Raw genomic sequence first — 19,996 nt, forward strand, 5'->3', positions numbered from 1 at the left:
TGCTGTCCTGACAGATAGCCGGAAGTCGCAAAGCAATACGGCCGGTCTTTTGACCGGCCGATTTCGTTTCTGGGGTTCGAAGACCTCACCTCCGTCCTGCCGCCCCCGTATCCCGCATCCAGCTTTGGCGCGCCTGCGCCGTGAGAGGGGTCTTTCGCGATCGAGAACTGCATCGCACCAGACCCGGGAACCGGTTCTCGACCGACTTTTTATGTCGCTCAAAATTTCGATTGAGGAAAAAAATCCTTTATCGCGCATATCAACTCTGCAAAAATAAAGCCTTATCAATCGCATAATCGCCGATGCCAAATTTGCGCTTCCCCATGCTTGCTCTCGGGTGTATGAATTAATTCCTATTCATAGAGGAGTTGCATATGCCGTCGGATACAATGTTTCTGTCTGCCGCCGCGCGGCCTTGTGCGCGGGTCGGTGATCGTCCCTTTCGTCATTGGCCGTCTGCGGCCGGGCGGGATGAGATTTCCCGTCTTTGCCGTCTGGTACGGCAGCTCACCGGCGAGATGGTGCAATTGACGGGCGACCGAACGCTGGTGCGCCGCGACAGCCGGCGCACGGAATGCCACATCCGCCAGATTGCCATGTATGTTTGCCATGTGCAGCTCGGCATTCCCATGTCGGATATCGGGCCGTGTTTCGGCCGGGACAGGACGACGGTGGGCCATGCCTGCCAGGTGGTGGAGGACCGGCGTGACGAACCGGCATTCGATGAGTTCGTCGCCGCGCTGGAGCGGGTTACCGGCAGTATCTTTAACGCGATGAAAGGCGCCCGGGATGAGTGAGGAAAAAAGCACGCCCGTTGCCTCCCCTAACCCTCATCTCCTGCGCCTGCTGCGTTGCATCGCCGCGGGCGCGGCGGAGATGTCGCAGGAGGGCGGCGATATCGTCCTGCGCCGGGCGCGGGCAGGCCACACGGCGCTGCGGTTTCCGGCCGCGACGGTGCGGTTTGCCATTTCCTCCGGGCTGGTCGAGCAGCGGGAAAACACCCTTTCCGCCGCACCGCCGCTCGCCTCCTGCCTGAAACGCGCAATGGCAAAAGACCGGGACGAGGTCTTTCAGGAACAGCACCGGCATATGCAGACGGTTATTGTGGATGTTGGCGATGCGAAGCAGCAGGCCCGGCGCAATCTCAACACCTCTCCCCTGACCAGCCTTGCAAGGCTGAAGGAACGGGACGGTGCGGCGTTTTTCCCGGCGGATGCTCTGGAGGCGGGCGAGCGCCTCGCCGCCGATTTTCATCGCGGCCATCTCAACCCGAAGGTAACGGCGACATGGGAGCCGAGAATAGCGAACCGGACAAAAGGGGAGGCGGGAGGCGCGCTCGATCTCACCGAGGCGGCAATGGCCGCAAGAACGCGGTTTTCCCGCGCGGCCGATGCGATGGGGCCTGAACTGTCGGGCGTCGCCATCGATATCTGCTGCTTCGAAAAGGGGCTGGAGACGGTGGAGCGCGAAAGGCAATGGCCGGCGCGGTCAGCAAAACTGCTGTTGCGCGCCGCACTGCTGGCGCTTGCCCGCCATTATGCGCCGCCTGCGGCCCACGCCGGCAGGAAGGAACACCATTGGGGCGATGCAGATTATCGCCCGCCGATGACGAGGTGAAGGTCAGGCGGCCAGCAGCCGGGCTTCCTCGCGGATGCGCTTGATCATGGAGCGCAGGCCGTTGGCGCGCTGCGAAGACAGATGCTCCACCAGCCCGATCCTGTCGAACACCTCGATGGCGTCGAGACCGGCGATTTCGGAGGCTCTCTTGCCGGAATAAACGGCGAGCACGATGGCGACGAGGCCGCGCACGATATGCGCATCCGAATCGCCTTCGAAGGTCAGGAGAGGGTCTTCCGCACCATCGCTATGGCTGACGAGCCAGACCTGGCTTGCGCAGCCATGCACCTTGTTCTCGGCCGTGCGCTTGTCTTCCGGCAGATCGGGAAGCGCCTTGCCGAGTTCGATGACATAACGATAACGATCCTCCCAGTCGTCGAGGAAGGCAAAGTCGTCAAGGATCGTTTCGAGAGAGGCCATTTGCGCGCCGTATCATCCATTATTGCAGGTCTTTGTTAGGATATAGGCGAAGTGCGGCCGGTTTTGAACCACGGGCCATGAAAAAGCCCACGGAAAACAGGTTTCCGTGGGCAAGTTTGGCAGGCAGTCGGCGGGCGGAAATCTCCGCTCGCAAAAAAGTGCGGCGCGGTGGCCGGCATGGATCAGGGCAACAGTATCAGGGAGCAGGGCGCTTCTGCGGCAGGGGAATGACGGTGCCGGTCTTCAGCATGTCGGCATCCTTCGGAAATTCGACGCTGACGACCGGGGCTTCGGCCAGTTTTTCGGTCTCGGCCGCGAGTTCAGCGGCGGGGGCGGGCTTGTCACCGGAAGCAAGCTGCTTGTCCAGCAGCTCATAGGCAACCTTTGCGCCTTCCTTTGCCCGCTCGCCGAGCGCGTGGAAGGTTTCGGCGCCCTTGACGCAGACATCGGGCTTTTCGATGCAGATGGCGCTGACGTAACGATAGGCTTCACCGGCGGCCGAAACGGCGCTGGGAATATCGAAGGCCGAAGGTTCCTTGGCCGGATCGTTGCTGCTGCCAAAATAGGACAGCGCCACCAGCACCAGCGAAAACCAGAATGTTCCCTTGATCAGAAACCACATTGTCAGACTACCCTGCCAGACGATCTTTGTTTTCTAAAGCCCCGCCCGGTTTCGGGTCATCGGCCTTTGTCCCGTTTTTCGGGCTTGTGAAGAAGCTACACGCGACCGGCGAACAGCCGATTGCAAAAAGCGACGCAATTTAATTCAAATTGTATCTATTCTCCTCGCATCGGGACGCCTGCCATCAATTCATTCGCATTTTAACAGTCCATGTTAAGCATAATTGCGACAGAGGCCGCGCGTTCCGGGGCAAAGCGATGGAAAGCTTTGCCACAAAAGTTAACGCGATGGCAAAAATGAAGCGAAATCCGTCGCTTACCCGTCATTAACCATGATTGGCAAAGCTTCGAAGAAATGCCCCGTAATGGGACTGCGGGGCATTTGACGGGCCTTTGAGGCCATTCTTTTTATCCATTCCTTAAGCCGCCGCCTTCTATTGTCGGAGCCGTTAGAACCGCCTCAGGGATTCGGTGTTGGTATTGCGTAATATGAGAGAAAAAGCGGTCGCATGGGTCGACCGTGCCGCAGGCAGATGGCTTGCGCGCATGGAAGAGGACGCCGAAAGGCGCGCCGGGACCGTTGCGCGCCTGCGCCGGCTTATCGCCTTCAGCGCCGTCGGACTTCTGGTGGTACCAGCCCTCTTCAGCCTCGTTTTCAGCCCCGCCATCGCGCTGCCCATCGGCGCTGCCCTGGTGCTGGCGCTGTTTCTGGCCGCCGCAGCATTGCTGATTGCCTTTTCGCGTCCCGCGCGCGGTGCGTCCTCCTTTTCCGCCGCGTTTGGCGATAACGACCTGATCGCCGCTACGCAGGTGCCGGGCCTCGTGCTCATGATCGGTGACACCGGCTTCGTCGAACACGTCTCCGGCCGCGATCTTACGACCTTCCCGGCCGCTCTGCAGGCCAGCAAGGACCATTCCCTCGTTGAATATGTCTATGTCTCGGACCGTATCGAGCTGATGCAGGCCTTCGACCTGCTGCGGCAGGGCGAGGACAGGGCAACCGCCAAACTCCGCTTCGAGACCGGTGCAAAGTCTCGTCAGGCGCAGTTCATGCATGCGCGTATCGAGATGACAGCAATCCGCTGCGCCAGCGGCCGGCTACGCCGCATCGTCGCCCAGCTTTCCGATGTCACGGAGATGGAGCTTCTGCGCCGCGACGTCGCTCGCAAGGCGGCCGAGGCGGAATCGGCCAATGATGCGAAATCCCGCTTTCTCGCTGCCGTCAGCCACGAATTGCGCACGCCGCTCAATGCCGTCCTGGGTTTTTCCGATATTCTGGCGGGCGAATATTTCGGCCGGCTCGAGAACGACCGCCAGCGGGAATATGTCGGCCTGATCCGCCAGTCCGGCGCGCATCTTCTCTCTGTCGTCAACACCATGCTCGATATGAGCAAGCTGGAGGCAGGCCGTTACGAGCTGCTGATGGAAAGCTTCCCGATTGCCGAAACCATCTCGTCCTGCGAGGCCATGCTGGGCCTGCAGGCGAAGGAAAAAGGCCTGACTTTGACCAGCCGCATCCAGCGCGGTATCGGCGAAATCTCGGCCGATCAGCGCGCCATACGGCAGGTTCTGATCAATCTTGCCGGCAACGCCATAAAATTCACCGATGCCGGTGGTGTGGTGTCGATCGACGCCGCGCGTGAGGGTGCGATGCTGAAGCTGACGGTGAGCGATACCGGCATCGGCATCGCTTCCGACAAGATCGAGCTTCTGGGCCAGCCTTTCATGCAGGTTCAGAATGAATATACCCGTCGCTATGAGGGCACGGGTCTGGGATTGTCCCTGGTCAAGGGGCTTGTGGCACTGCATGGCGGCACTTTCGCCATCGCCAGCAAGCCCGGCGAGGGCACGGTCGTAACGATCACCCTGCCTGCCGACGGTTCGGGCATGGCGGGTGGCGGCGAAAGCGCCGAAGCCGAAAGCATGGTGGAATTTCCGCCGCGCATCCGGCAGCTCGGCGATATGGCCGCAATGATGAAAAAGGATGGTGACGATGGCCCCGCGAAAGCGAAAATCGCCTAAGAAAACAACGGCCCAGATTGGCGCCGGGATTGTTTCCTTGGTGGTTGCGGCCATCGGGCGCGAAATCCTGCGCCATCCGAAACTGGTCGGCAGCTGCGGCGCCTTCGCGGTCGTTTTCGGTTTTGTCGCCGCCAATGCGCTCTGGTATCAGCCGGGCGTGCACCCGTCGCCTTTCCTGCGCACACGCGATGCGGAAAACCCGAACGGCATTGCCGGTTATCGCCCGGCCGAACCGCTCGGCACGCAGGGCAATGTCACCACCTTCCGCATAGAGCGACCGGCGGAGACGCAAAATGCGCAGCAGCCGGCGGCCGAAACGCCGGCGCAGCCCGTTGCCGAAAACCAGAAGCCGCAGCAGATCGTTGCCGATATTCAGGCCGAACTGAAGAAACGCGGGCTTTACGAAGGCGAGGCGGATGGCCGCATGGGCCCACGCACTGCCGCCGCCATCATGTTCTTTGAAGAAACGCTCGGCATGGAACAGACCGGCGAACCGACGACCCGCGTGCTGGCGGCGCTCAGGATCGATGGTGCGACGGTCGCCGCAATCCCCAGGGACCGGCCTGCCGATACCAGCGGCGGCGTTGAGATCGACCCCGTGGCTGCCGCCATCCGCAAGGCGGAAGCGCCGCGCCCGAAGGCCGAACCGGCCTCCCTCAACAGCGCGGCCAAACCGGCAAGCCGCGATCTGATCGCCAAGATCCAGCAGGGGCTGATCAACATCGCCTATGCCGACGTGAAGGTGGACGGCGTGGCCGGCCAGCAGACCCGCAACGCCATCCGCGCCTTTGAGAAACACTATCGCCTGCCGGAAACCGGTGAGCCGAGCGAGGCTGTGTTGAAGAAGCTGAAGTCGATTGGGGCGCTTTAGATTTTGACAGCGGTTGAGGTGCGTGGGGCTTTACCCCCCTCTGCCCTGCCGGGCATCTCCCCCTCAAGGGGGGAGATCGACTCGCGGTTGGGTCTCGCCCATCGCAGCGTTTGCGAATGAAGTGGCGATAGCGCTTCCTGCCGATCTCCCCCCTTGAGGGGGAGATGCCCGGCAGGGCAGAGGGGGGTAAGCCCCGCGCACCTTCACCCGCCCAAAATCAACAACAGCACGCCCACCGTTTCCATTCGAAAGCACCCCCATGCGCCTCAAGTCCGAAATGTTCGTCTCAGCCCTCATCCGCCGCGTTTTCGCCGCCGGCGGATTTGCCGCTGTCGAAAAGAAGGGGGCGGAGGAGGCGGGGGCGATTTTCATCCGTCAGCGCCTGCGCGATGGCCGCGAAAATCTCTATGGACCCGCGCCGCAGAGCTTTGCCGATGACGAGGAAGTTCGCGCCGAGCGCCGTTTCGAAACGCGCCTTGCCGGTGCGGATGGCGAGGAAAGCGCCGCTCTTCTTGAGAGGGAACGACGCTTCGACAGCGACCTGTGGGTGGTGGAGATCGAAACAGATGAGATCGGGACGCTGCTGACACTGGTGGATCAGCCCAGGGCCTAGAATTGTCCGGCAATGGCCCGCTTCTTCAATCCGTGAAGATGCAAGGCCAGCCGCGCTTACCCTTGCGTCCCGGTTCTCTGTGCAGGCGATGCGATGCGGCCCGGCCGTTCGCGGCCATGCGTATAGCTGTCGGCCCGCCGCCAGCTTTCCAGCCGCTCTTCGCATTCCACGATGTCGAGACGGTCGAGCAGGGCTTCGGCACGGCTCATATCGCCTTCGGCGGCGGAAAGATGCGGATAGAAACATTGCAGCACGAAAGCCGCCTCGGAAAACTCCATACCAAGGCCGGTCAGCGTCGTTGCCAGCTGTGCGCCTGATATATCGAGCATGATGCGCTCCGACAGCCAGTAGCTGGAGGAGAGAGAATCCGCCAGCGCCACGGCGAATTGCCGGGCATTGCGCTCGCGGGCGAAACGCACCAGCAGCGCTTCCTGCACCTCGCTCAGGCGGCGAAGGCCGAGCACGTCGCTTTCCGGGCGGTTGAGGTGATGCGCCATCTGCTTGATCCGCTGGCGCATTTCCTCTTCGAGCGCGGAAGCGGCGGCGATGGTGTCTGTCTTTTCTTCCGCTTTCGGCTCTTCAGGGCTTTCCGTCGCCTGCGGTTCGGCAGTCGTCGTCTGTTCATCCGGCCGCTTCAGATCTTCGGCGTGACGCAGCCCGACAAGCGCGTCGATGACGGTGGGGGAGAGGTCCTCGCGGCGCACGATGGCGCGCGCATGCGCCGCCCCTTGCGTACGGGCAATGGTGATGAGCGTGTCGTCATCGAGGCATTTGGAGGAAATGAGGAAGGGCGCTGCAAGCGAAATCGGCTGGCAGGCGATGAAGAAAGCGACAGCCGAAGGCACGCTCGGATGCTGGGAGAGCGCGGCGATGGCCTCCCGCTTGGCTTCGTCGGTGGAGGCGTTAAAAAGCGGCATGAAAAGTTCGGCGAACTGCCGAAGGTCCGTTTTTGACGGATGGGAGACATTCTCGAAATTCGTCACGGTGGCCATCAGCACCACATCTTTCTTCCTCACGGCTCTTGGCCTCTCAAGTTCTCGAAACCGGTCGGTCAACGCACTACCCAACAAACGCAAACACAATATCGGCTCAAATTAGAGCAAATGCGTTGACGTCCTGTTAACTATGGGGGGTGGCAAGAGAGAATCCGCCTCTATCAACAAGGAAATTTTAAACCTTGATGACGGATGAAATGTCGTGGAACTTTATCGCATCGCCTTTGTTTTCAAGGGGTGCGGCTCCGGCTGGAATAAGTTGCGGTCCGGCAATTAAGGTTAACGGATCATTAACCTCTGTCTGTTTGTAATTTCATGGGCAGTATTAGGATTCCATGTTATTCTTATCGACGGAATAAATGCAAAAATGGCATGCGAAGCCTGAATCTGCGCACGATCCCCTTATAAGAATCGCTTTGGATTTTTGGATCGTGCGAAAACCAGTCTGTGGACTGGCCTATGCGCAATGTGATGGTGATGAAATTCCCGACGCAAGACGAGGCTTGCGCGGTTCCCATGGGCAACATTGACAATCATGTCCCGAAGAGGAGATGAGCATGGCAGAGATTATTCCAATCGGCGACGCCCGACGAAGCCTGCGCCCTGCCGGCGCGGTGGCAACGGTGATCGGCCCGGCGAAAGTCGTGCTGTTTACCGGCGTGCGCTATGAAAAACGCGATACCGAGCCGACCGGAAAAGTCGCGCGCAAGGGCAAATCCGCAGCGGAAACCGCCCTCAAATCCTGACTGCAAAGAATAACCGACGTTATTTCCACGCCGTCGGCTGGCATTTCGCCTCGTTCAGGAACCGTTCCGCCTCTTCGCCGAAACTCGGCTGCGGCACCATGGTCCGCAACACCACATATCCTTCCGTCTGATCCGATTCCGCCAGAATGGCCTGCGAAAGCGCGGGTGGCTGCGCCTTGCGGATGGCGGCGATCTGCACCGCATCCGCCACCAGAATATCCATCACCCCGCCGGCGGATGTGCGGTCATTCATGCTGAACACCTCATTCGAGGCCTTGTCGTAAACCGCGACCGACCAGAACGGCACGGCCCCGATGGCGGTGAGCCTGACCGGCTTGTCCTCGATATCGAAGGTGCAGACCGCGACCCGCATGAAGGGATCGCCGCTGCCAAGCGTCTTTTTCTCCGTCGTCTCTTCGAGCAGATGAAACTGATGCGGCTTTCCTTCCGCCACCGCGCGCGTATAGGCGTCGCGATTGCTGAAATGCGGTATCGCCAGAAGAATGATGACGTGCAGCACGGCTGCGCCGACGAGACCGGTGAGGATGGCGAGCAGGACCCTAAGCATTGCCACACCCCAACTTGCGGATTTGCGGCATGGAGATGTCGATCAGGCCGGAACTGCCCGCGACGGGCGTGTCGAGAAGGGTCATGACCAGCCTGAAAGTCTGGCTCTGCGGCACCGACAGCCAGTTATAGGTCTGGGCGTCAGCGGCGATGGTAATGTCGATGCCGCCATCGGCGCTGCGCAAAAGCGTGCGGGAATTCAGCGCGAAGGGCCGCCCCGCATCCTCCGCCAGCACATTGCCCTGCTGGTCGGCGGTGTAGATCGTCCAGAAACGTGCAGGCGGCACGGCGCCCGCCAGCCGGTATCGGCACTCGCCGCTCAGGCGTTGCCCATCGCTGTCGACGGAGGCGGTAAAAGCCAGCCCTTCCGCGGTTCCGTAAAGCAGCTTGCCGGCGTCGGCGCGATGCGATTTGGCGTAAGGATCGGCCTCGATCGTCTGCGCTTCGGGAAAGGCATCCCAGGAGCCGATGCGGATCGATCCAAAGCCCGATGTCGCCTCAAGGGCTGCCAGCGTCGCGGCAATACCGCCGCCAAAGGCGATCAGAAGGGCGATGCCGACAAGGAATGGAACTCGGAACACGCTGTTTTCCCGTTTATGAACAGGTCGAGGACTATCACTGATTCCCTGTTTGGAAAATGGCGCGGCTTGTTTAGTCTCCGTGAAAATGATCACAACCGGGGATATTCCATCATGTCGCGACAATCCGCAATCGACCGTGCCGCCGCCTGTTTCGACGATGGCAGCTTCGAGCGGGATTTGTCGCGACGCGTTTTGCGACGGACCGAGAGCCAGAATGAGGAGCAGGGCGAGGAGCTGACGCTTTATCTGGAACAGGAAATGCTCCCCGCTTTCGCCGCCATGGGTTTCTCCTGCACCATCCTGCGTGACCCGACGGCGGATTTGCCGTTTCTGATCGCCGAGCGTTTCGAAGGCGGCACGCTGCCGACCGTGCTGGGATACGGCCACGGGGATGTGGTGCGCGGGCAGGACGAGGGCCGGGCCGAGGGCCTTTCGCCCTTTGTGATGTCTGAACGCAATGGCAGGTGGTATGGGCGCGGCACCGCCGACAACAAGGGGCAGCATTCGGTCAATATGGCGGCGCTGAAAGCCGTGCTCGAGACACGCGGCAGGCTTGGTTTCAACGCCAAATATCTGATCGAGATGGGCGAGGAGAGGGGCTCCCCCGGCCTGAGGGAGATTTGCCGGAACCATGGCAAGCGGCTGAAAGCCGATCTTCTGATCGCTTCCGACGGCCCGCGCCTGAATGCGGAGCGGCCGACGGTTTTTCTCGGCGCGCGCGGCGGCATCACCTTCGATCTGGTGATCGAGGCGCGTGAGGGCGGCCATCATTCCGGCAATTGGGGCGGGGCGCTCTCCAATCCCGGCGTGCAGCTGGCCCATGCCGTCGCAAGTCTCGTGGGGCCGACCGGCCAGATCCGCGTGCCGGAACTGGTGCCGGAGGAATTGCCGAAAGCGGTGCGTGAGGCTCTTGCCGATTGTGAAATCGATGGCGGGCCGGACGGCCCGAAGGTCGATCCGGACTGGGGCGAGCCCGGCCTTTCCACCGCCGAGCGGGTTTTCGGCTGGTGTGCGCTGGAAGTGCTGGCTTTCGAGACCGGCAATCCGCGTGCGCCGGTCAACGCCATTCCGCCAAGGGCATGGGCGCGGCTGCAATTGCGCTTCGTCGTTGGTATCGATCCAGAAGCGGTTCTGCCCGCGGTGCGGCGTCACCTCGACCGGCAGGGTTTCGCCATGGTGGAAATCGCGCCTGCCGGCGACGAGATTTTCCGCGCCACCCGGCTCGATCCGCAGGATCCATGGGTGAATTTCACGCTGCGCTCCATTGCGCGCACAACGGGCAGAAAACCGGCGCTTCTGCCCAATCTCGGCGGTTCGCTGCCCAACGATATCTTTGCCGATATCCTCAAGCTGCGCACCATCTGGGTGCCGCATTCCTATCCCGGCTGCTCGCAGCATGCGCCGAACGAACATTTGCCGAAGGAGATCGTCCGCGAGGCGCTTACCCTTATGGCCGGGCTCTATTGGGATATCGGAGAGGGGGATACGCCGCCGCTTTAGGCGCCCATGACGAGCTTGAAGGCGATGGCCCACATGGTGACGGCGATGACGCCTTCGAGGATGCGCCAGGCGGAGGGTTTTTCGAAGATCGGCCGCAGCCAGCGCGCGCCGTAACCCAGTGAAAAGAAGAACACCAGCGAGCCGGTGGCCGCGCCCGCCGCGAAGGTTTTCTCGAAGCCGGGAAACTGCGTGGAAATGGTGCCGAGCAGCACGACGGTATCCAGATAGACATGCGGATTGAGAAAGGTCAGCGCAAGGCAGATGGCCAGCGTCTGCCACAGGCTCGCCTCCTGCCGCTCCGCCACCGAAAGCGCCTCGGAGGAGCGCAGCGCCGAATGCAGGCTTTTGGCGCCATACCAGATGAGGAAGGCGGCCCCCGCATAACGCATGATGGGATCGAGCGCCGGCATGATGGCGCTGATCCGCTGAAAACCGAAAACCCCAACGGTAATCAACAGCGCATCGGCAATGGCGCAGGTGGCGCAGACGGCAAACACATGCGAGCGCGCCAACCCCTGCTTCAGAACGAAGGCATTCTGCGCGCCGATGGCGACGATGAGGCTGAGGCCCATCGTCAGGCCGGTGAAGAAGATTTGGATGTCCATGCGCGTTGCGGCCCCTGCCTCTGTCCATTGTGGAATGGCCGAAGGCGTTGCTTCCGGACCGAGTGCTTGGATATTTCCGCCTGATAGTTTAATCCAGTTAAATAAACTCAATCCAGATAAGCTGAGCTAATGGCGCACTTCTCTCTTCAACCTCTCGGTTTTCCACAACGTTGCCATCTCTCCACCCTCATTCCTGTGCTTGTCACAGGAATCCAGCCAGCCCAAGTCCTTGGGCTGAAAAGGCTCTTCCGCCGCACAGACGTACGTCGACTGGATTCCTGTGACAAGCACAGGAATGAGGGAGGGAGAGACCGTCACCTATGGCTTCCAAGGCCCTCCCGCCACCTCCAAACCCTGCATGAGGTGCCGTAATGCTCGACTATCCCTCCATGCGGGCCGTGGCGCTCGTGGCCCAGACCGGCAGTTTCGAAAAGGCCGCGCAGGTGCTGTGCGTCACGCCGTCGGCCGTCTCCCAGCGCATCAAGCAACTGGAGGAGCGGCTGGGCGTGGTGCTGATCGTGCGCGGCAACCCCTGCGTGGCGACGGAAAAGGGCGAATGGCTCTGCCGTCACATGGATCATGTCGGCATGCTGGAAAGCGAATTGTTCCGACAGCTTCCGGCGCTGGCGGAAGCGGGCGCAGCGCAGGAGCGCGTGACGCTCAACATCGCCACAAACGCCGACAGTCTCGGCACATGGTTTCTGGATGCGGTTTCGAAATTCACCGGCGGCAGCGATTATCTCGTCAATATTGCGGTGGACGATCAGGACCACACGGTGGAATGGCTGCGCGGCGGCAGGGTGCTTGCCGCCGTCACCGCCCATGCCAAGCCCGTGCAGGGCTGCCGGGTCCTGGCCCTCGGCGTGCTGCGCTATCATGCGACCGCCAGCCCGGATTTCATGGCCCGCCATTTCGCCGGGGGTGTCACACCCGCCGCCCTTGCCCGCGCGCCGGGGCTGACGTTCAATCAGAAGGACAGGCTGCAGGCGAGCTGGGTCAGGAAGGTGCTGGGCGAGGATATCGCCTATCCCACCCATTGGCTGCCCTCGACCGACGGTTTCGTGAAGGCGAGCCTTTCTGGCATGGGCTGGGGGCTCAACCCGGTGCAGCTTGTGGGGGATCATCTCAAGACGGGCAGGCTGGTGGAGATCGTTCCCGGCACACCGCTCGATATTCCGCTTTACTGGCAGGTCAACCGGCTCGCGGCGGAGCGGCTGGGGGTGTTGACGTCGCATGTGGTGGAGACGGCGAGGGGGGTGTTGTTGCGCTAAGTTGCGGATTTGGAGAAACGGTGGCGACGGAGTGAGCGGCTTACCCCCCTCTGCCCTGCCGGGCATCTCCCCCTCAAGGGGGGAGATCGGCTGGTGGCCCTACCGCCACTTCATTCTCTAACCTTGAAATGGGCGAAACTTCGCCGCAGATCGATCTCCCCCCTTGAGGGGGAGATGCCCGGCAGGGCAGAGGGGGGTAAGCCACACTCTCCGACAGAATCTTCAGGCATGCGCCACACCTCACCGCCGCGCCGCATCCTCCGCGCCTTCCCGCAACGACGCATCCGCCACCTTCTGCGTCGTCACACTCAATGCCGAAGCGTCTTTCATCTTCTTGGCGATGGAGCGGATCACACGCGTTGCCTCGGCCGAAAGCGAGCGCGGGCGGGTGAGCGCCGGCAAGGCGGGGGTGCTGGTGGCTGCGGCCGCCACTTCCGCCGAGGGCTGAGGGCGTGCGCCTGTCGGCAGCGGGTTCTGGATGCCGGGAATGGGGCGCAGCTCCATGCCCTGATGGGCGTAGTCCATCAGCCGCTTGAAGGCCATGGCCGGAAGCGCGCCGCCTGTCATGTTGTTCATGGGCGTGAAATCGTCGTTCCCGAACCAGACGGCCGTGGTGTAATTGCCGGTGAAACCCACATACCAGGCATCGCGATAGGCCTGCGAGGTGCCGGTCTTGCCGCCGGAAACGATGCCGTTATCCAGCGCGCCGCGCCGGGCCGTGCCCATGACCGGGATGGTCACCAGCATCTGGTTCATCTTCGAATTGGCGTCTTCGGAAAGCACCCGTTTGGCGGGCGCTTCGTTGTGGCTGAAATCGTAGAGAACATTGCCCTCATAATCCAGCACCTGCTCGATGCCGTGGCGGCGCGACTGCATGCCGTCGGCCGGGAAAACGGCATAGGCGGTGGCCTGGTCGAGAACCGTCACTTCCGATGTGCCGAGCGGAATGGTCTTGTCGCTGCGCAGCGGCGTGGCGACACCCATGGCCTTGGCGGTATCGACGATGACCTGCGTGCCGAGCACGTCCTTGGCAAGACGCACGGGCACGGTGTTGTAGGATTTGGCGAGCGCCATCTGCAGCGTCACCTTGCCGGCATAGGAGCGGCCATAATTCTGCGGCGACCAGCCGCGCCAGGTCACCGGCGCATCCGAGATCAGCGTCTCCGGCTTCATGCCCTTTTCCATGGCGGCCGAGTAGGTATAGACCTTGAAGGAGGAGCCCGGCTGGCGCAGCGCCGCCGTGGCGCGGTTGAACTGGCTTTCGCCATAGTCGCGTCCGCCGACCATGGCGCGCACGCCGCCGCCGTTCTCGATCATCACCATCGCGCCCTGCTTGACGCGGTAACCTTCGCCGAATTCGCGCAGGCCCATTTCCATCGCCTGTTCGGCCGCCTGCTGCAGGCCGGTATCGATGGTGGTGCGCACGACCACGGTGTGGTCCTTGAACTTGCCCTCGGCGGCCAGCCGCTGCACTTCGTCGAAAGCCCAGTCGAGGAAATAATCCGGCGCCTTCACATCGGCGCGGTCGATGACGGTGGCCGGGTTGCGCCGCGCGCCGATGACCTGACCCTCGGTCATCAACCCGCTCTGCACCAGGTTGGAAAGCACGGTGTTGGCGCGCGCACGCGCGGCCGGCAGGTTGACATGCGGCGCATATTTGGCCGGCGCCTTGAACAGGCCGGCCAGAATGGCGGATTCGGCCAATGTCACATCGGTCAGGTTCTTGCCGAAATAAAATTGCGCCGCCGCCGCCGCCCCGAAGGTGCCGCCGCCCATATAGGCGCGGTCGAGATAAAGGCTGAGGATTTCCTTCTTCGACATGTTGGTCTCGAGCCACAGCGCGAGGAAGGCTTCCTTGATCTTGCGCTCCAGCGAGCGCTCATTGGTAAGGAACAGGTTCTTGGCGAGCTGCTGCGTCAGCGTCGAGCCGCCCTGCACCACGCCGCCGGCGCGGGCGTTTTCGCTCATGGCGCGGGCAAGGCCGATGAAATCGATGCCGAAATGATCGAAGAAGCGCCGGTCTTCGGTCGCCAGCACCGCCTTGATGAAATGATCCGGCATCTGGTCGATCGGAACGGAATCCTCATGAATGATGCCGCGATGGCCAATGGTATTGCCGTAGCGATCAAGGAAGGTGACGGCGAAATCGCCGCGATAACGCCAGTCCTTCTTGGTTTCCTCGAAGGCGGGCATGGCGAGTGCCAGAAGCACGACGGACCCCGCCGTTCCGAAGGTCAGCGCGTCGCAGGTGAGGTTGACGAGGAGCTTCTTCCAGCCGCGCACATGCAGCTTGCGCGACGCGATGGTGACGTCTTCCCAGAAATCCACCAGCCTTGCGGCAGCCGTCCACAGGCCGCTATCGATGAAGCTATCGATCCGGAGCAGGATGTGCCGTTTTTTACGGCCTTTTTTATCGTCTTTTTCTTCCTGCACCTGGCGATGTTTTCCTGTTCAACGCAACGCTGCCATCGATATGTCTGCGTGATATTCTACGCTTCAACCCATTCCCGACGCAAAACCGTGGCATGGTTATGTCGGAAGTGCTTGACGCGGCGGCCTTTCGCGGGCCAATGACCCCTCTGCCGCCTGCCAATATGCTAAAATATCGTACAAACCAGCCCTTGGCGATACGATATAAAGGATTAGGGACCGGTTAAACACTCCCGTCCAAGAGATCAAAATGAAACGGAAATGTTAACGATGAATGACGCGCCGTTCTGGAAAACCAAATCACTCACGGAGATGACGGGTGAGGAATGGGAAAGCCTGTGCGACGGCTGCGGCCTGTGCTGTCTGAACAAGCTGGAGGACTGGGACACCGGCGAAGTGGTGTTCACCTCGGTTCGCTGTGTGCTGCTCGACGGCGAGAGCTGTCGATGCTCCGATTACGAAAATCGCCGCGCCACCGTGCCGGACTGTATTCAGCTGGACCTGAAGAAGGTGCATGAGATCGGCTGGCTGCCGCCCACATGCGCCTATGCGCTGGTGCGCGACGGCAAGGATCTCTACTGGTGGCACTATCTCGTTTCCGGCGATACGGAAACGGTGCATCAGGCCGGCATTTCCGCCCGCGGCCGCACCGTCAGCGAGGCCGATGTGGATGTTGACGACTTCGAGGATTATGTGGTCGACTGGCCCCTGACAGTGGGTGAGAGGGCAGGCGAAAAGGAACGGATGTGACGGAAAACGTCAATTTTCGTTTTGGTCCTATTCCTGCCCCATCGTTCCCTTAAGGCAGTGTCGCCCGAAAGCGTGTCGCGGTTTCGGGGTACGACTTGTCTGAAATCAAAGACAGCTTCCGGCCATTCCGGCAAATGATCCGCAAAAGCGGACGAGGGACATCAAAACGCATGCGCTATCGGCTGCCCGCCATCGTTCTTTCATGCCTCGCCCTTCCGGGGCTCCTGCCGTTTTCCGCTGACGCCCAGCAACAGCCCCAGGCCTTCGAATGCACGCTGGTCACCTCCATCGAGACCGGCGCCATCATCAACCAGCAGGGCGCCTGCGATCAGCGCGTGGCGCCGGCCTCCACCTTCAAGGTGCCGCTTGCGCTGATCGGTTACGACGCCGGCATTCTTCAGGATGAAAAGACGCCCGCCTGGGACTGGAAACCCGGCACGGAGGCGCGCGCCTCCGACCGCAAGACGGTCGATCCCTCGATATGGGAGCAGGATTCCGTGCTGTGGTATTCGCGTGAAATCACCCGCCGCCTCGGCCCGGAAAAATTCGCCGCTTATGTGAAGCGACTCGGTTACGGCAATGCCGATGTTTCCGGCGAGCCGGGCAAGAATAACGGCCTGACCCATTCCTGGCTCGGATCGTCGCTGACGGTCTCGCCGGTGGAACAGGTCGGCTTCCTCCGCCGCCTTCTGGCCGGCAATCTGCCCGTCTCGCGCGATGCGCAGGCCAAGACCAGGGCAATCGTGCCGGTCTTCGATGCGCCGGAAAGTTGGGCGGTGCACGGTAAGACCGGCACGGGCTACATGCGCGACGAAAAGGGCAATCCCGACCGCAACCGCCCCTTCGGCTGGTTCGTCGGCTGGGCAGAGCGCGAAGGCCAGCACATCGTCTTCGCGAGACTGCGCGTTTCCGACAAACCGTCCGACGAGCCGCTCGGCCCCGCCGTGCGCGATGCCTTCCTGCGCGATATTCCCCGGCTGGCCGTGCATCGGTAGCTGCACGCATCTCATAAAAGCATAGTTTTTGTGACGTGCTCCTTCCCTCATCCCTGTGCTTGTCACAGGATCCAGCCAGCCCAAGTCCTTGGGCTGAAAGGACTCTTCCCGTCGCGCCGACGCGCGTCGACTGGATTCCTGTGACAAGCACAGGAATGAGGGTGATATCTTGGCGCATGGAAATGTGAACGTTATGGACCGAGATAGCGTGGTTATTAGGTGTCCGTCAGCGGGCGGCAACAAGAAGCCCGCTGCACTCACGATTGTGTGTTCAACAAAAAGTTTCCGCTTCCCTTGACCTTCCCATCATGGGAATCTCTACATAGGGTCTCGAAAGGGGATTTCCCATGAACGAGACAGTCAAACACGCCCATCGACATGAACCGGTTTCCATTCCCGTGGAAGGCATGACCTGCGCTTCCTGCGTGCGCCGGGTGGAAACGGCCGCGGCCAAGGTGCCGGGTGTCATGTCGAGTTCCGTGAACTTCGCCACGAAGAAGCTCACCGTCGAGCCGGCCGAAGGTTTTTCTGCCAGAACGCTTGGCGCCGCCATCAAGAAGGTCGGTTACGATATCGCGCCGGAACGTCACGAATTTGCGGTGGAAGGCTTGCGGGGCGAGGCTGGGGCCGAGCGGCTGAAGGCCGTTCTGGAAGCGGTCGCCACCACAGTCGCCGTCAAGGTCGATGCGGCCTCCGGCAAGGCCTCCGTGGAAACGATTGGCGGCCGGCGTGAACGGGATGCGCTTGTGGAAACGGCAAAGCTTGCCGGGTTCGTGCTGAAGACGCCGGCGCCGCACGACCATTCCGCCCACAACGGTCACGGCCAGCACCACGGACATCATCAGGGCCACGGCCAGATGGCGGCGGGCGAGGCCGGCGGCCACGACCATATGCAGCATGCCGGCGAAGAGGGCGCGCTGAAACGCGACCTGACGATTGCCGCGATCCTGACCGCACCGCTTTTCGTGCTGGAAATGGGCGGCCATCTTTATGAGCCGATGCATCACTGGCTGATGGGCATCATCGACACGCAGAACCTCTATTACATCTATTTCGCGCTGGCGACGGCGGTGATTTTCGGACCGGGCCTGCGTTTCCTGAAGACCGGTTTCCCGGCTCTGCTGCGCGGCGCGCCGGAAATGAACTCGCTGGTGGCGCTGGGTGTGACGGCGGCCTATCTCTATTCGGTCGTCGTCACCTTCGCGCCCGACCTGCTGCCGGAAGAGGCGCAGTTCGTCTATTATGAAGCGGCAACCGTCATCGCCACGCTGATCCTGACCGGACGGCTTCTAGAAGCCCGTGCCAGCGGCCGCACGGGAGACGCCATCCGCAAGCTGATGAGCCTGCAGGCGAAGACCGCCCGGGTGGAGCGCGACGGCGCTACCATCGATATTTCCCCCGAAGACCTCGTGGCCGGCGATATCGTCGTCATCCGCCCCGGCGAAAGGCTGGCGGTGGATGGCGAAGTCGTCGAAGGCTCCTCCTATGTCGATGAATCCATGATCTCCGGCGAACCGGTGCCGGTGGAAAAGACGGTCGGCGCAACGGTCGTCGGCGGCACCATCAACAAGACCGGCGCCTTCAAGTTCAAGGCAACCAAGGTGGGCGCGGATACCATGCTGTCGCAGATCATCCGCATGGTGGAGGAGGCGCAAGGGTCAAAGCTGCCGATCCAGCTAATGGCCGACCGCGTTACCGCGCTGTTCGTGCCCGTTGTCATTGCGATTGCGGTGCTGACGTTCATCGTCTGGGCGATCTTCGGTCCCGAACCTGCCTATACTTCCGCGCTGGTCAATGCGGTCGCGGTGCTCATCATTGCCTGCCCCTGCGCCATGGGTCTCGCCACGCCGACATCCATCATGGTTGGCACCGGCCGGGCGGCGGAGCTGGGTGTGCTGTTCCGCAAGGGACAGGCGCTGCAGGAGCTGCGCTCGGCTGAGATCGTCGTGGTCGACAAGACCGGCACTGTCACCAAGGGTCGCCCGGAACTGACCGATCTGGTGGTTGCGGAAGGGTTTGCCGATGACGAGGTGCTGGCGCTCGTCGCCGCCGTCGAGGGCCGCTCGGAACATCCGATTGCCGAAGCCATCGTCCGGGCTGCGGAAGAAAAGAATGTGGCGACCCCGGAGGGACTCGAACCCATGACCGTCGAAAACTTCGAAAGCGTCACGGGTTATGGCATCGCCGCCACCGTCAATGGCCGCAGGGTCGAAGTCGGCGCGGATCGGTTCATGGCGAAACTCGGCCATTCCGTGGATGTCTTCGCTGAGGCCGCCGCAAGGCTGGGTGACGAGGGCAAGACGCCGCTTTATGCCGCCATCGACGGCAGGCTGGCCGCCGCGATTGCGGTTGCCGATCCGCTGAAACCCTCGAGTGTGACTGCCATCAGGGCGTTGCAGGAGATGGGCATCGAAGTGGCCATGGTGACGGGCGACAATGAACGTACGGCGAATGCAATAGCCCGGCAGGTCGGCATTTCCCGCGTGGTGGCCGAAGTGCTGCCCGAGGGCAAGGTGAAGGCGATCCACGAGATGCGCGCAGGCGGCAAGGTGCTGGCCTTCGTGGGTGACGGCATCAACGATGCGCCGGCGCTGGCCGAGGCCGATATCGGCATCGCCGTCGGCACCGGCACGGATGTCGCCATTGAAAGCGCCGATGTGGTGCTGGTCGGCGGCGATATTCTCGGCGCAGTCAACGCCATCGAGATGAGCCGTGCGACCATCCGCAACATCAAGGAAAACCTGTTCTGGGCTTTCGGTTATAATGTGGCGCTGATACCGGTTGCGGCGGGCGTGCTTTATCCGGCCTTCGGCATCACGCTATCGCCGATGATCGGCGCGGGCGCCATGGCGCTCTCCAGCGTCTTCGTTCTCGCCAATGCGCTGCGGTTGAAACGGGCGAAGGTGGCCCATCGGGAGGTGACGTCATGAATATCGGCCAGGCATCGGAAGCATCGGGCGTTTCCGCCAAGATGATCCGTTATTACGAGCAGATCGGCCTCATCACGCCGGCCGCCCGCACCGGCAATAATTACCGGGTTTATGGCGAGCAGGACGTGCACAATCTGCGCTTCATCAAGCGGGCGCGCACGCTCGGTTTTTCGCTGGAAGAAACCGAGACGCTGCTGAAACTCTGGCAGGACAAGACCCGCGAAAGTTCGGCGGTCAAGGAAATCGCGCTCGTCCATATCGCCGATCTCGAACAGAAGATCGCCGAGATGAAAAGCATGGTGAAGACGCTTTCCCATCTCGCCCATTGCTGTGGCGGCGACCACCGGCCCGATTGTCCCATTCTCGACGATCTCGCGGGCGCGGATAAGACTGACGCCAGGCACGCGCGAACCCACTGACCTTTAATGACGGCCGGTGCGACAACATCGCGCCCGGCGATAA

19 protein-coding genes are annotated in these 19,996 nt (G+C 61.7%); 12 read left to right on the forward strand and 7 right to left on the reverse strand.

All coding sequences use genetic code 11. From position 1 onward, the window contains the following. Positions 1 to 374 precede the first annotated feature (374 nt). The gene (locus AGR7B_RS04335) at positions 375 to 797 is read left to right on the forward strand and encodes a helix-turn-helix domain-containing protein (RefSeq protein ID WP_080856102.1); all 423 of its coding nucleotides are present in this window, start codon (positions 375 to 377) and stop codon (positions 795 to 797) included. Beyond that, positions 790 to 1,617, forward strand: a complete 828-nt coding sequence (locus tag AGR7B_RS04340) for a DUF6456 domain-containing protein (protein ID WP_080856103.1) — start codon at positions 790 to 792, stop codon at positions 1,615 to 1,617. The genes AGR7B_RS04335 and AGR7B_RS04340 overlap by 8 nt, the downstream gene beginning before the upstream one ends. 3 nt (positions 1,618 to 1,620) lie before the next feature. Here AGR7B_RS04340 and AGR7B_RS04345 read toward each other — a convergent pair whose 3' ends face one another. Together AGR7B_RS04345 and AGR7B_RS04350 are read right to left on the reverse strand one after the other, a co-directional pair. Then, positions 1,621 to 2,037 carry a SufE family protein gene (locus tag AGR7B_RS04345; RefSeq protein WP_080817400.1) on the reverse strand — a complete coding sequence of 139 codons (417 nt, stop codon included), beginning with the start codon at positions 2,035 to 2,037 and terminating at the stop codon, positions 1,621 to 1,623. Between the two features lie 196 nt (positions 2,038 to 2,233). Next, a complete protein-coding gene (locus AGR7B_RS04350; RefSeq protein WP_003522299.1) occupies positions 2,234 to 2,659 on the reverse strand; it encodes a DUF5330 domain-containing protein in 426 nt (141 codons plus the stop codon). A gap of 488 nt (positions 2,660 to 3,147) precedes the next feature. Between AGR7B_RS04350 and AGR7B_RS04355 the strand changes: the two genes are divergently transcribed. From AGR7B_RS04355 to AGR7B_RS04370, 3 genes are all read left to right on the forward strand, one after another. Further along, positions 3,148 to 4,680: a sensor histidine kinase gene (locus tag AGR7B_RS04355; protein ID WP_080856104.1), complete on the forward strand. Its 1,533-nt coding sequence runs from the start codon at positions 3,148 to 3,150 to the stop codon at positions 4,678 to 4,680. Then, positions 4,652 to 5,551 (forward strand): peptidoglycan-binding domain-containing protein, encoded by a 900-nt coding sequence (locus AGR7B_RS04360; protein WP_162934045.1) that lies wholly within the window; start codon positions 4,652 to 4,654, stop codon positions 5,549 to 5,551. The genes AGR7B_RS04355 and AGR7B_RS04360 overlap by 29 nt, the downstream gene beginning before the upstream one ends. A 259-nt stretch (positions 5,552 to 5,810) precedes the next feature. Then, positions 5,811 to 6,164: a DUF1491 family protein gene (locus AGR7B_RS04370; RefSeq protein WP_065654215.1), complete on the forward strand. Its 354-nt coding sequence runs from the start codon at positions 5,811 to 5,813 to the stop codon at positions 6,162 to 6,164. Positions 6,165 to 6,220: 56 nt separating this feature from the next. Here AGR7B_RS04370 and AGR7B_RS04375 read toward each other — a convergent pair whose 3' ends face one another. Further along, positions 6,221 to 7,156 carry a DUF2336 domain-containing protein gene (locus AGR7B_RS04375; protein ID WP_245317710.1) on the reverse strand — a complete coding sequence of 312 codons (936 nt, stop codon included), beginning with the start codon at positions 7,154 to 7,156 and terminating at the stop codon, positions 6,221 to 6,223. Between the two features lie 560 nt (positions 7,157 to 7,716). Here AGR7B_RS04375 and AGR7B_RS04380 point away from each other — a divergent pair. Continuing rightward, complete coding sequence (locus tag AGR7B_RS04380; protein WP_035261156.1) at positions 7,717 to 7,905, forward strand: hypothetical protein; 189 nt, start codon at positions 7,717 to 7,719, stop codon at positions 7,903 to 7,905. Positions 7,906 to 7,924: 19 nt separating this feature from the next. Here the strand turns inward: AGR7B_RS04380 and AGR7B_RS04385 are convergent, their stop codons facing one another. Together AGR7B_RS04385 and AGR7B_RS04390 are read right to left on the reverse strand one after the other, a co-directional pair. Next, complete coding sequence (locus AGR7B_RS04385) at positions 7,925 to 8,473, reverse strand: DUF1254 domain-containing protein (RefSeq protein ID WP_035261158.1); 549 nt, start codon at positions 8,471 to 8,473, stop codon at positions 7,925 to 7,927. Then, on the reverse strand, positions 8,466 to 9,053 hold the full coding sequence (locus tag AGR7B_RS04390) for a DUF1214 domain-containing protein (protein WP_080856107.1): 588 nt from the start codon (positions 9,051 to 9,053) through the stop codon (positions 8,466 to 8,468). The genes AGR7B_RS04385 and AGR7B_RS04390 overlap by 8 nt, the downstream gene beginning before the upstream one ends. A 111-nt stretch (positions 9,054 to 9,164) precedes the next feature. Between AGR7B_RS04390 and AGR7B_RS04395 the strand changes: the two genes are divergently transcribed. Continuing rightward, on the forward strand, positions 9,165 to 10,553 hold the full coding sequence (locus AGR7B_RS04395) for a M20 family metallopeptidase (protein ID WP_080856108.1): 1,389 nt from the start codon (positions 9,165 to 9,167) through the stop codon (positions 10,551 to 10,553). On the opposite strand, the gene AGR7B_RS04400 is transcribed toward AGR7B_RS04395, so the two are convergent. After that, positions 10,550 to 11,158, reverse strand: a complete 609-nt coding sequence (locus AGR7B_RS04400; protein WP_059753851.1) for a LysE/ArgO family amino acid transporter — start codon at positions 11,156 to 11,158, stop codon at positions 10,550 to 10,552. The two genes, AGR7B_RS04395 and AGR7B_RS04400, sit on opposite strands and share 4 nt — an antisense overlap. A 371-nt stretch (positions 11,159 to 11,529) precedes the next feature. Between AGR7B_RS04400 and AGR7B_RS04410 the strand changes: the two genes are divergently transcribed. Next, positions 11,530 to 12,429 carry a LysR family transcriptional regulator ArgP gene (locus AGR7B_RS04410; RefSeq protein WP_080856109.1) on the forward strand — a complete coding sequence of 300 codons (900 nt, stop codon included), beginning with the start codon at positions 11,530 to 11,532 and terminating at the stop codon, positions 12,427 to 12,429. A gap of 240 nt (positions 12,430 to 12,669) precedes the next feature. Here the strand turns inward: AGR7B_RS04410 and AGR7B_RS04415 are convergent, their stop codons facing one another. Then, complete coding sequence (locus tag AGR7B_RS04415) at positions 12,670 to 14,862, reverse strand: transglycosylase domain-containing protein (RefSeq protein ID WP_065654209.1); 2,193 nt, start codon at positions 14,860 to 14,862, stop codon at positions 12,670 to 12,672. Between the two features lie 267 nt (positions 14,863 to 15,129). Between AGR7B_RS04415 and AGR7B_RS04420 the strand changes: the two genes are divergently transcribed. The 4 genes from AGR7B_RS04420 (at position 15,130) to cueR (ending at position 19,953) form a co-directional block, all read left to right on the forward strand. Beyond that, a complete protein-coding gene (locus AGR7B_RS04420; RefSeq protein WP_065654208.1) occupies positions 15,130 to 15,609 on the forward strand; it encodes a YcgN family cysteine cluster protein in 480 nt (159 codons plus the stop codon). A gap of 170 nt (positions 15,610 to 15,779) precedes the next feature. Further along, entirely contained in the window at positions 15,780 to 16,604 is an 825-nt protein-coding gene (gene blaOXA, locus AGR7B_RS04425) for a class D beta-lactamase (protein ID WP_065654207.1), read from the forward strand. A 347-nt stretch (positions 16,605 to 16,951) separates the two neighbouring features. Then, positions 16,952 to 19,534 (forward strand): heavy metal translocating P-type ATPase, encoded by a 2,583-nt coding sequence (locus tag AGR7B_RS04435; protein WP_162934046.1) that lies wholly within the window; start codon positions 16,952 to 16,954, stop codon positions 19,532 to 19,534. After that, the gene (gene cueR / locus AGR7B_RS04440) at positions 19,531 to 19,953 is read left to right on the forward strand and encodes a Cu(I)-responsive transcriptional regulator (RefSeq protein WP_080856110.1); all 423 of its coding nucleotides are present in this window, start codon (positions 19,531 to 19,533) and stop codon (positions 19,951 to 19,953) included. The genes AGR7B_RS04435 and cueR overlap by 4 nt, the downstream gene beginning before the upstream one ends. The last annotated feature ends 43 nt before the right edge of the window (positions 19,954 to 19,996 follow it).

The organism is Agrobacterium deltaense RV3, from assembly GCF_900013505.1.
Classification (GTDB): domain Bacteria; phylum Pseudomonadota; class Alphaproteobacteria; order Rhizobiales; family Rhizobiaceae; genus Agrobacterium; species Agrobacterium leguminum.

Coding starts and splice junctions, on each gene's coding strand:
- AGR7B_RS04335 (WP_080856102.1), top strand. CDS start 375: ATGCCGTCGGATACAATGTTTCTGTCTGCCGCCGCGCGGCCTTGTGCG.
- AGR7B_RS04340 (WP_080856103.1), top strand. CDS start 790: ATGAGTGAGGAAAAAAGCACGCCCGTTGCCTCCCCTAACCCTCATCTC.
- AGR7B_RS04345 (WP_080817400.1), bottom strand. CDS start 2,037: ATGGCCTCTCTCGAAACGATCCTTGACGACTTTGCCTTCCTCGACGAC.
- AGR7B_RS04350 (WP_003522299.1), bottom strand. CDS start 2,659: ATGTGGTTTCTGATCAAGGGAACATTCTGGTTTTCGCTGGTGCTGGTG.
- AGR7B_RS04355 (WP_080856104.1), top strand. CDS start 3,148: ATGAGAGAAAAAGCGGTCGCATGGGTCGACCGTGCCGCAGGCAGATGG.
- AGR7B_RS04360 (WP_162934045.1), top strand. CDS start 4,652: ATGGCCCCGCGAAAGCGAAAATCGCCTAAGAAAACAACGGCCCAGATT.
- AGR7B_RS04370 (WP_065654215.1), top strand. CDS start 5,811: ATGCGCCTCAAGTCCGAAATGTTCGTCTCAGCCCTCATCCGCCGCGTT.
- AGR7B_RS04375 (WP_245317710.1), bottom strand. CDS start 7,156: ATGGCCACCGTGACGAATTTCGAGAATGTCTCCCATCCGTCAAAAACG.
- AGR7B_RS04380 (WP_035261156.1), top strand. CDS start 7,717: ATGGCAGAGATTATTCCAATCGGCGACGCCCGACGAAGCCTGCGCCCT.
- AGR7B_RS04385 (WP_035261158.1), bottom strand. CDS start 8,473: ATGCTTAGGGTCCTGCTCGCCATCCTCACCGGTCTCGTCGGCGCAGCC.
- AGR7B_RS04395 (WP_080856108.1), top strand. CDS start 9,165: ATGTCGCGACAATCCGCAATCGACCGTGCCGCCGCCTGTTTCGACGAT.
- AGR7B_RS04400 (WP_059753851.1), bottom strand. CDS start 11,158: ATGGACATCCAAATCTTCTTCACCGGCCTGACGATGGGCCTCAGCCTC.
- AGR7B_RS04410 (WP_080856109.1), top strand. CDS start 11,530: ATGCTCGACTATCCCTCCATGCGGGCCGTGGCGCTCGTGGCCCAGACC.
- AGR7B_RS04420 (WP_065654208.1), top strand. CDS start 15,130: ATGAATGACGCGCCGTTCTGGAAAACCAAATCACTCACGGAGATGACG.
- blaOXA (WP_065654207.1), top strand. CDS start 15,780: ATGCGCTATCGGCTGCCCGCCATCGTTCTTTCATGCCTCGCCCTTCCG.
- AGR7B_RS04435 (WP_162934046.1), top strand. CDS start 16,952: ATGAACGAGACAGTCAAACACGCCCATCGACATGAACCGGTTTCCATT.
- cueR (WP_080856110.1), top strand. CDS start 19,531: ATGAATATCGGCCAGGCATCGGAAGCATCGGGCGTTTCCGCCAAGATG.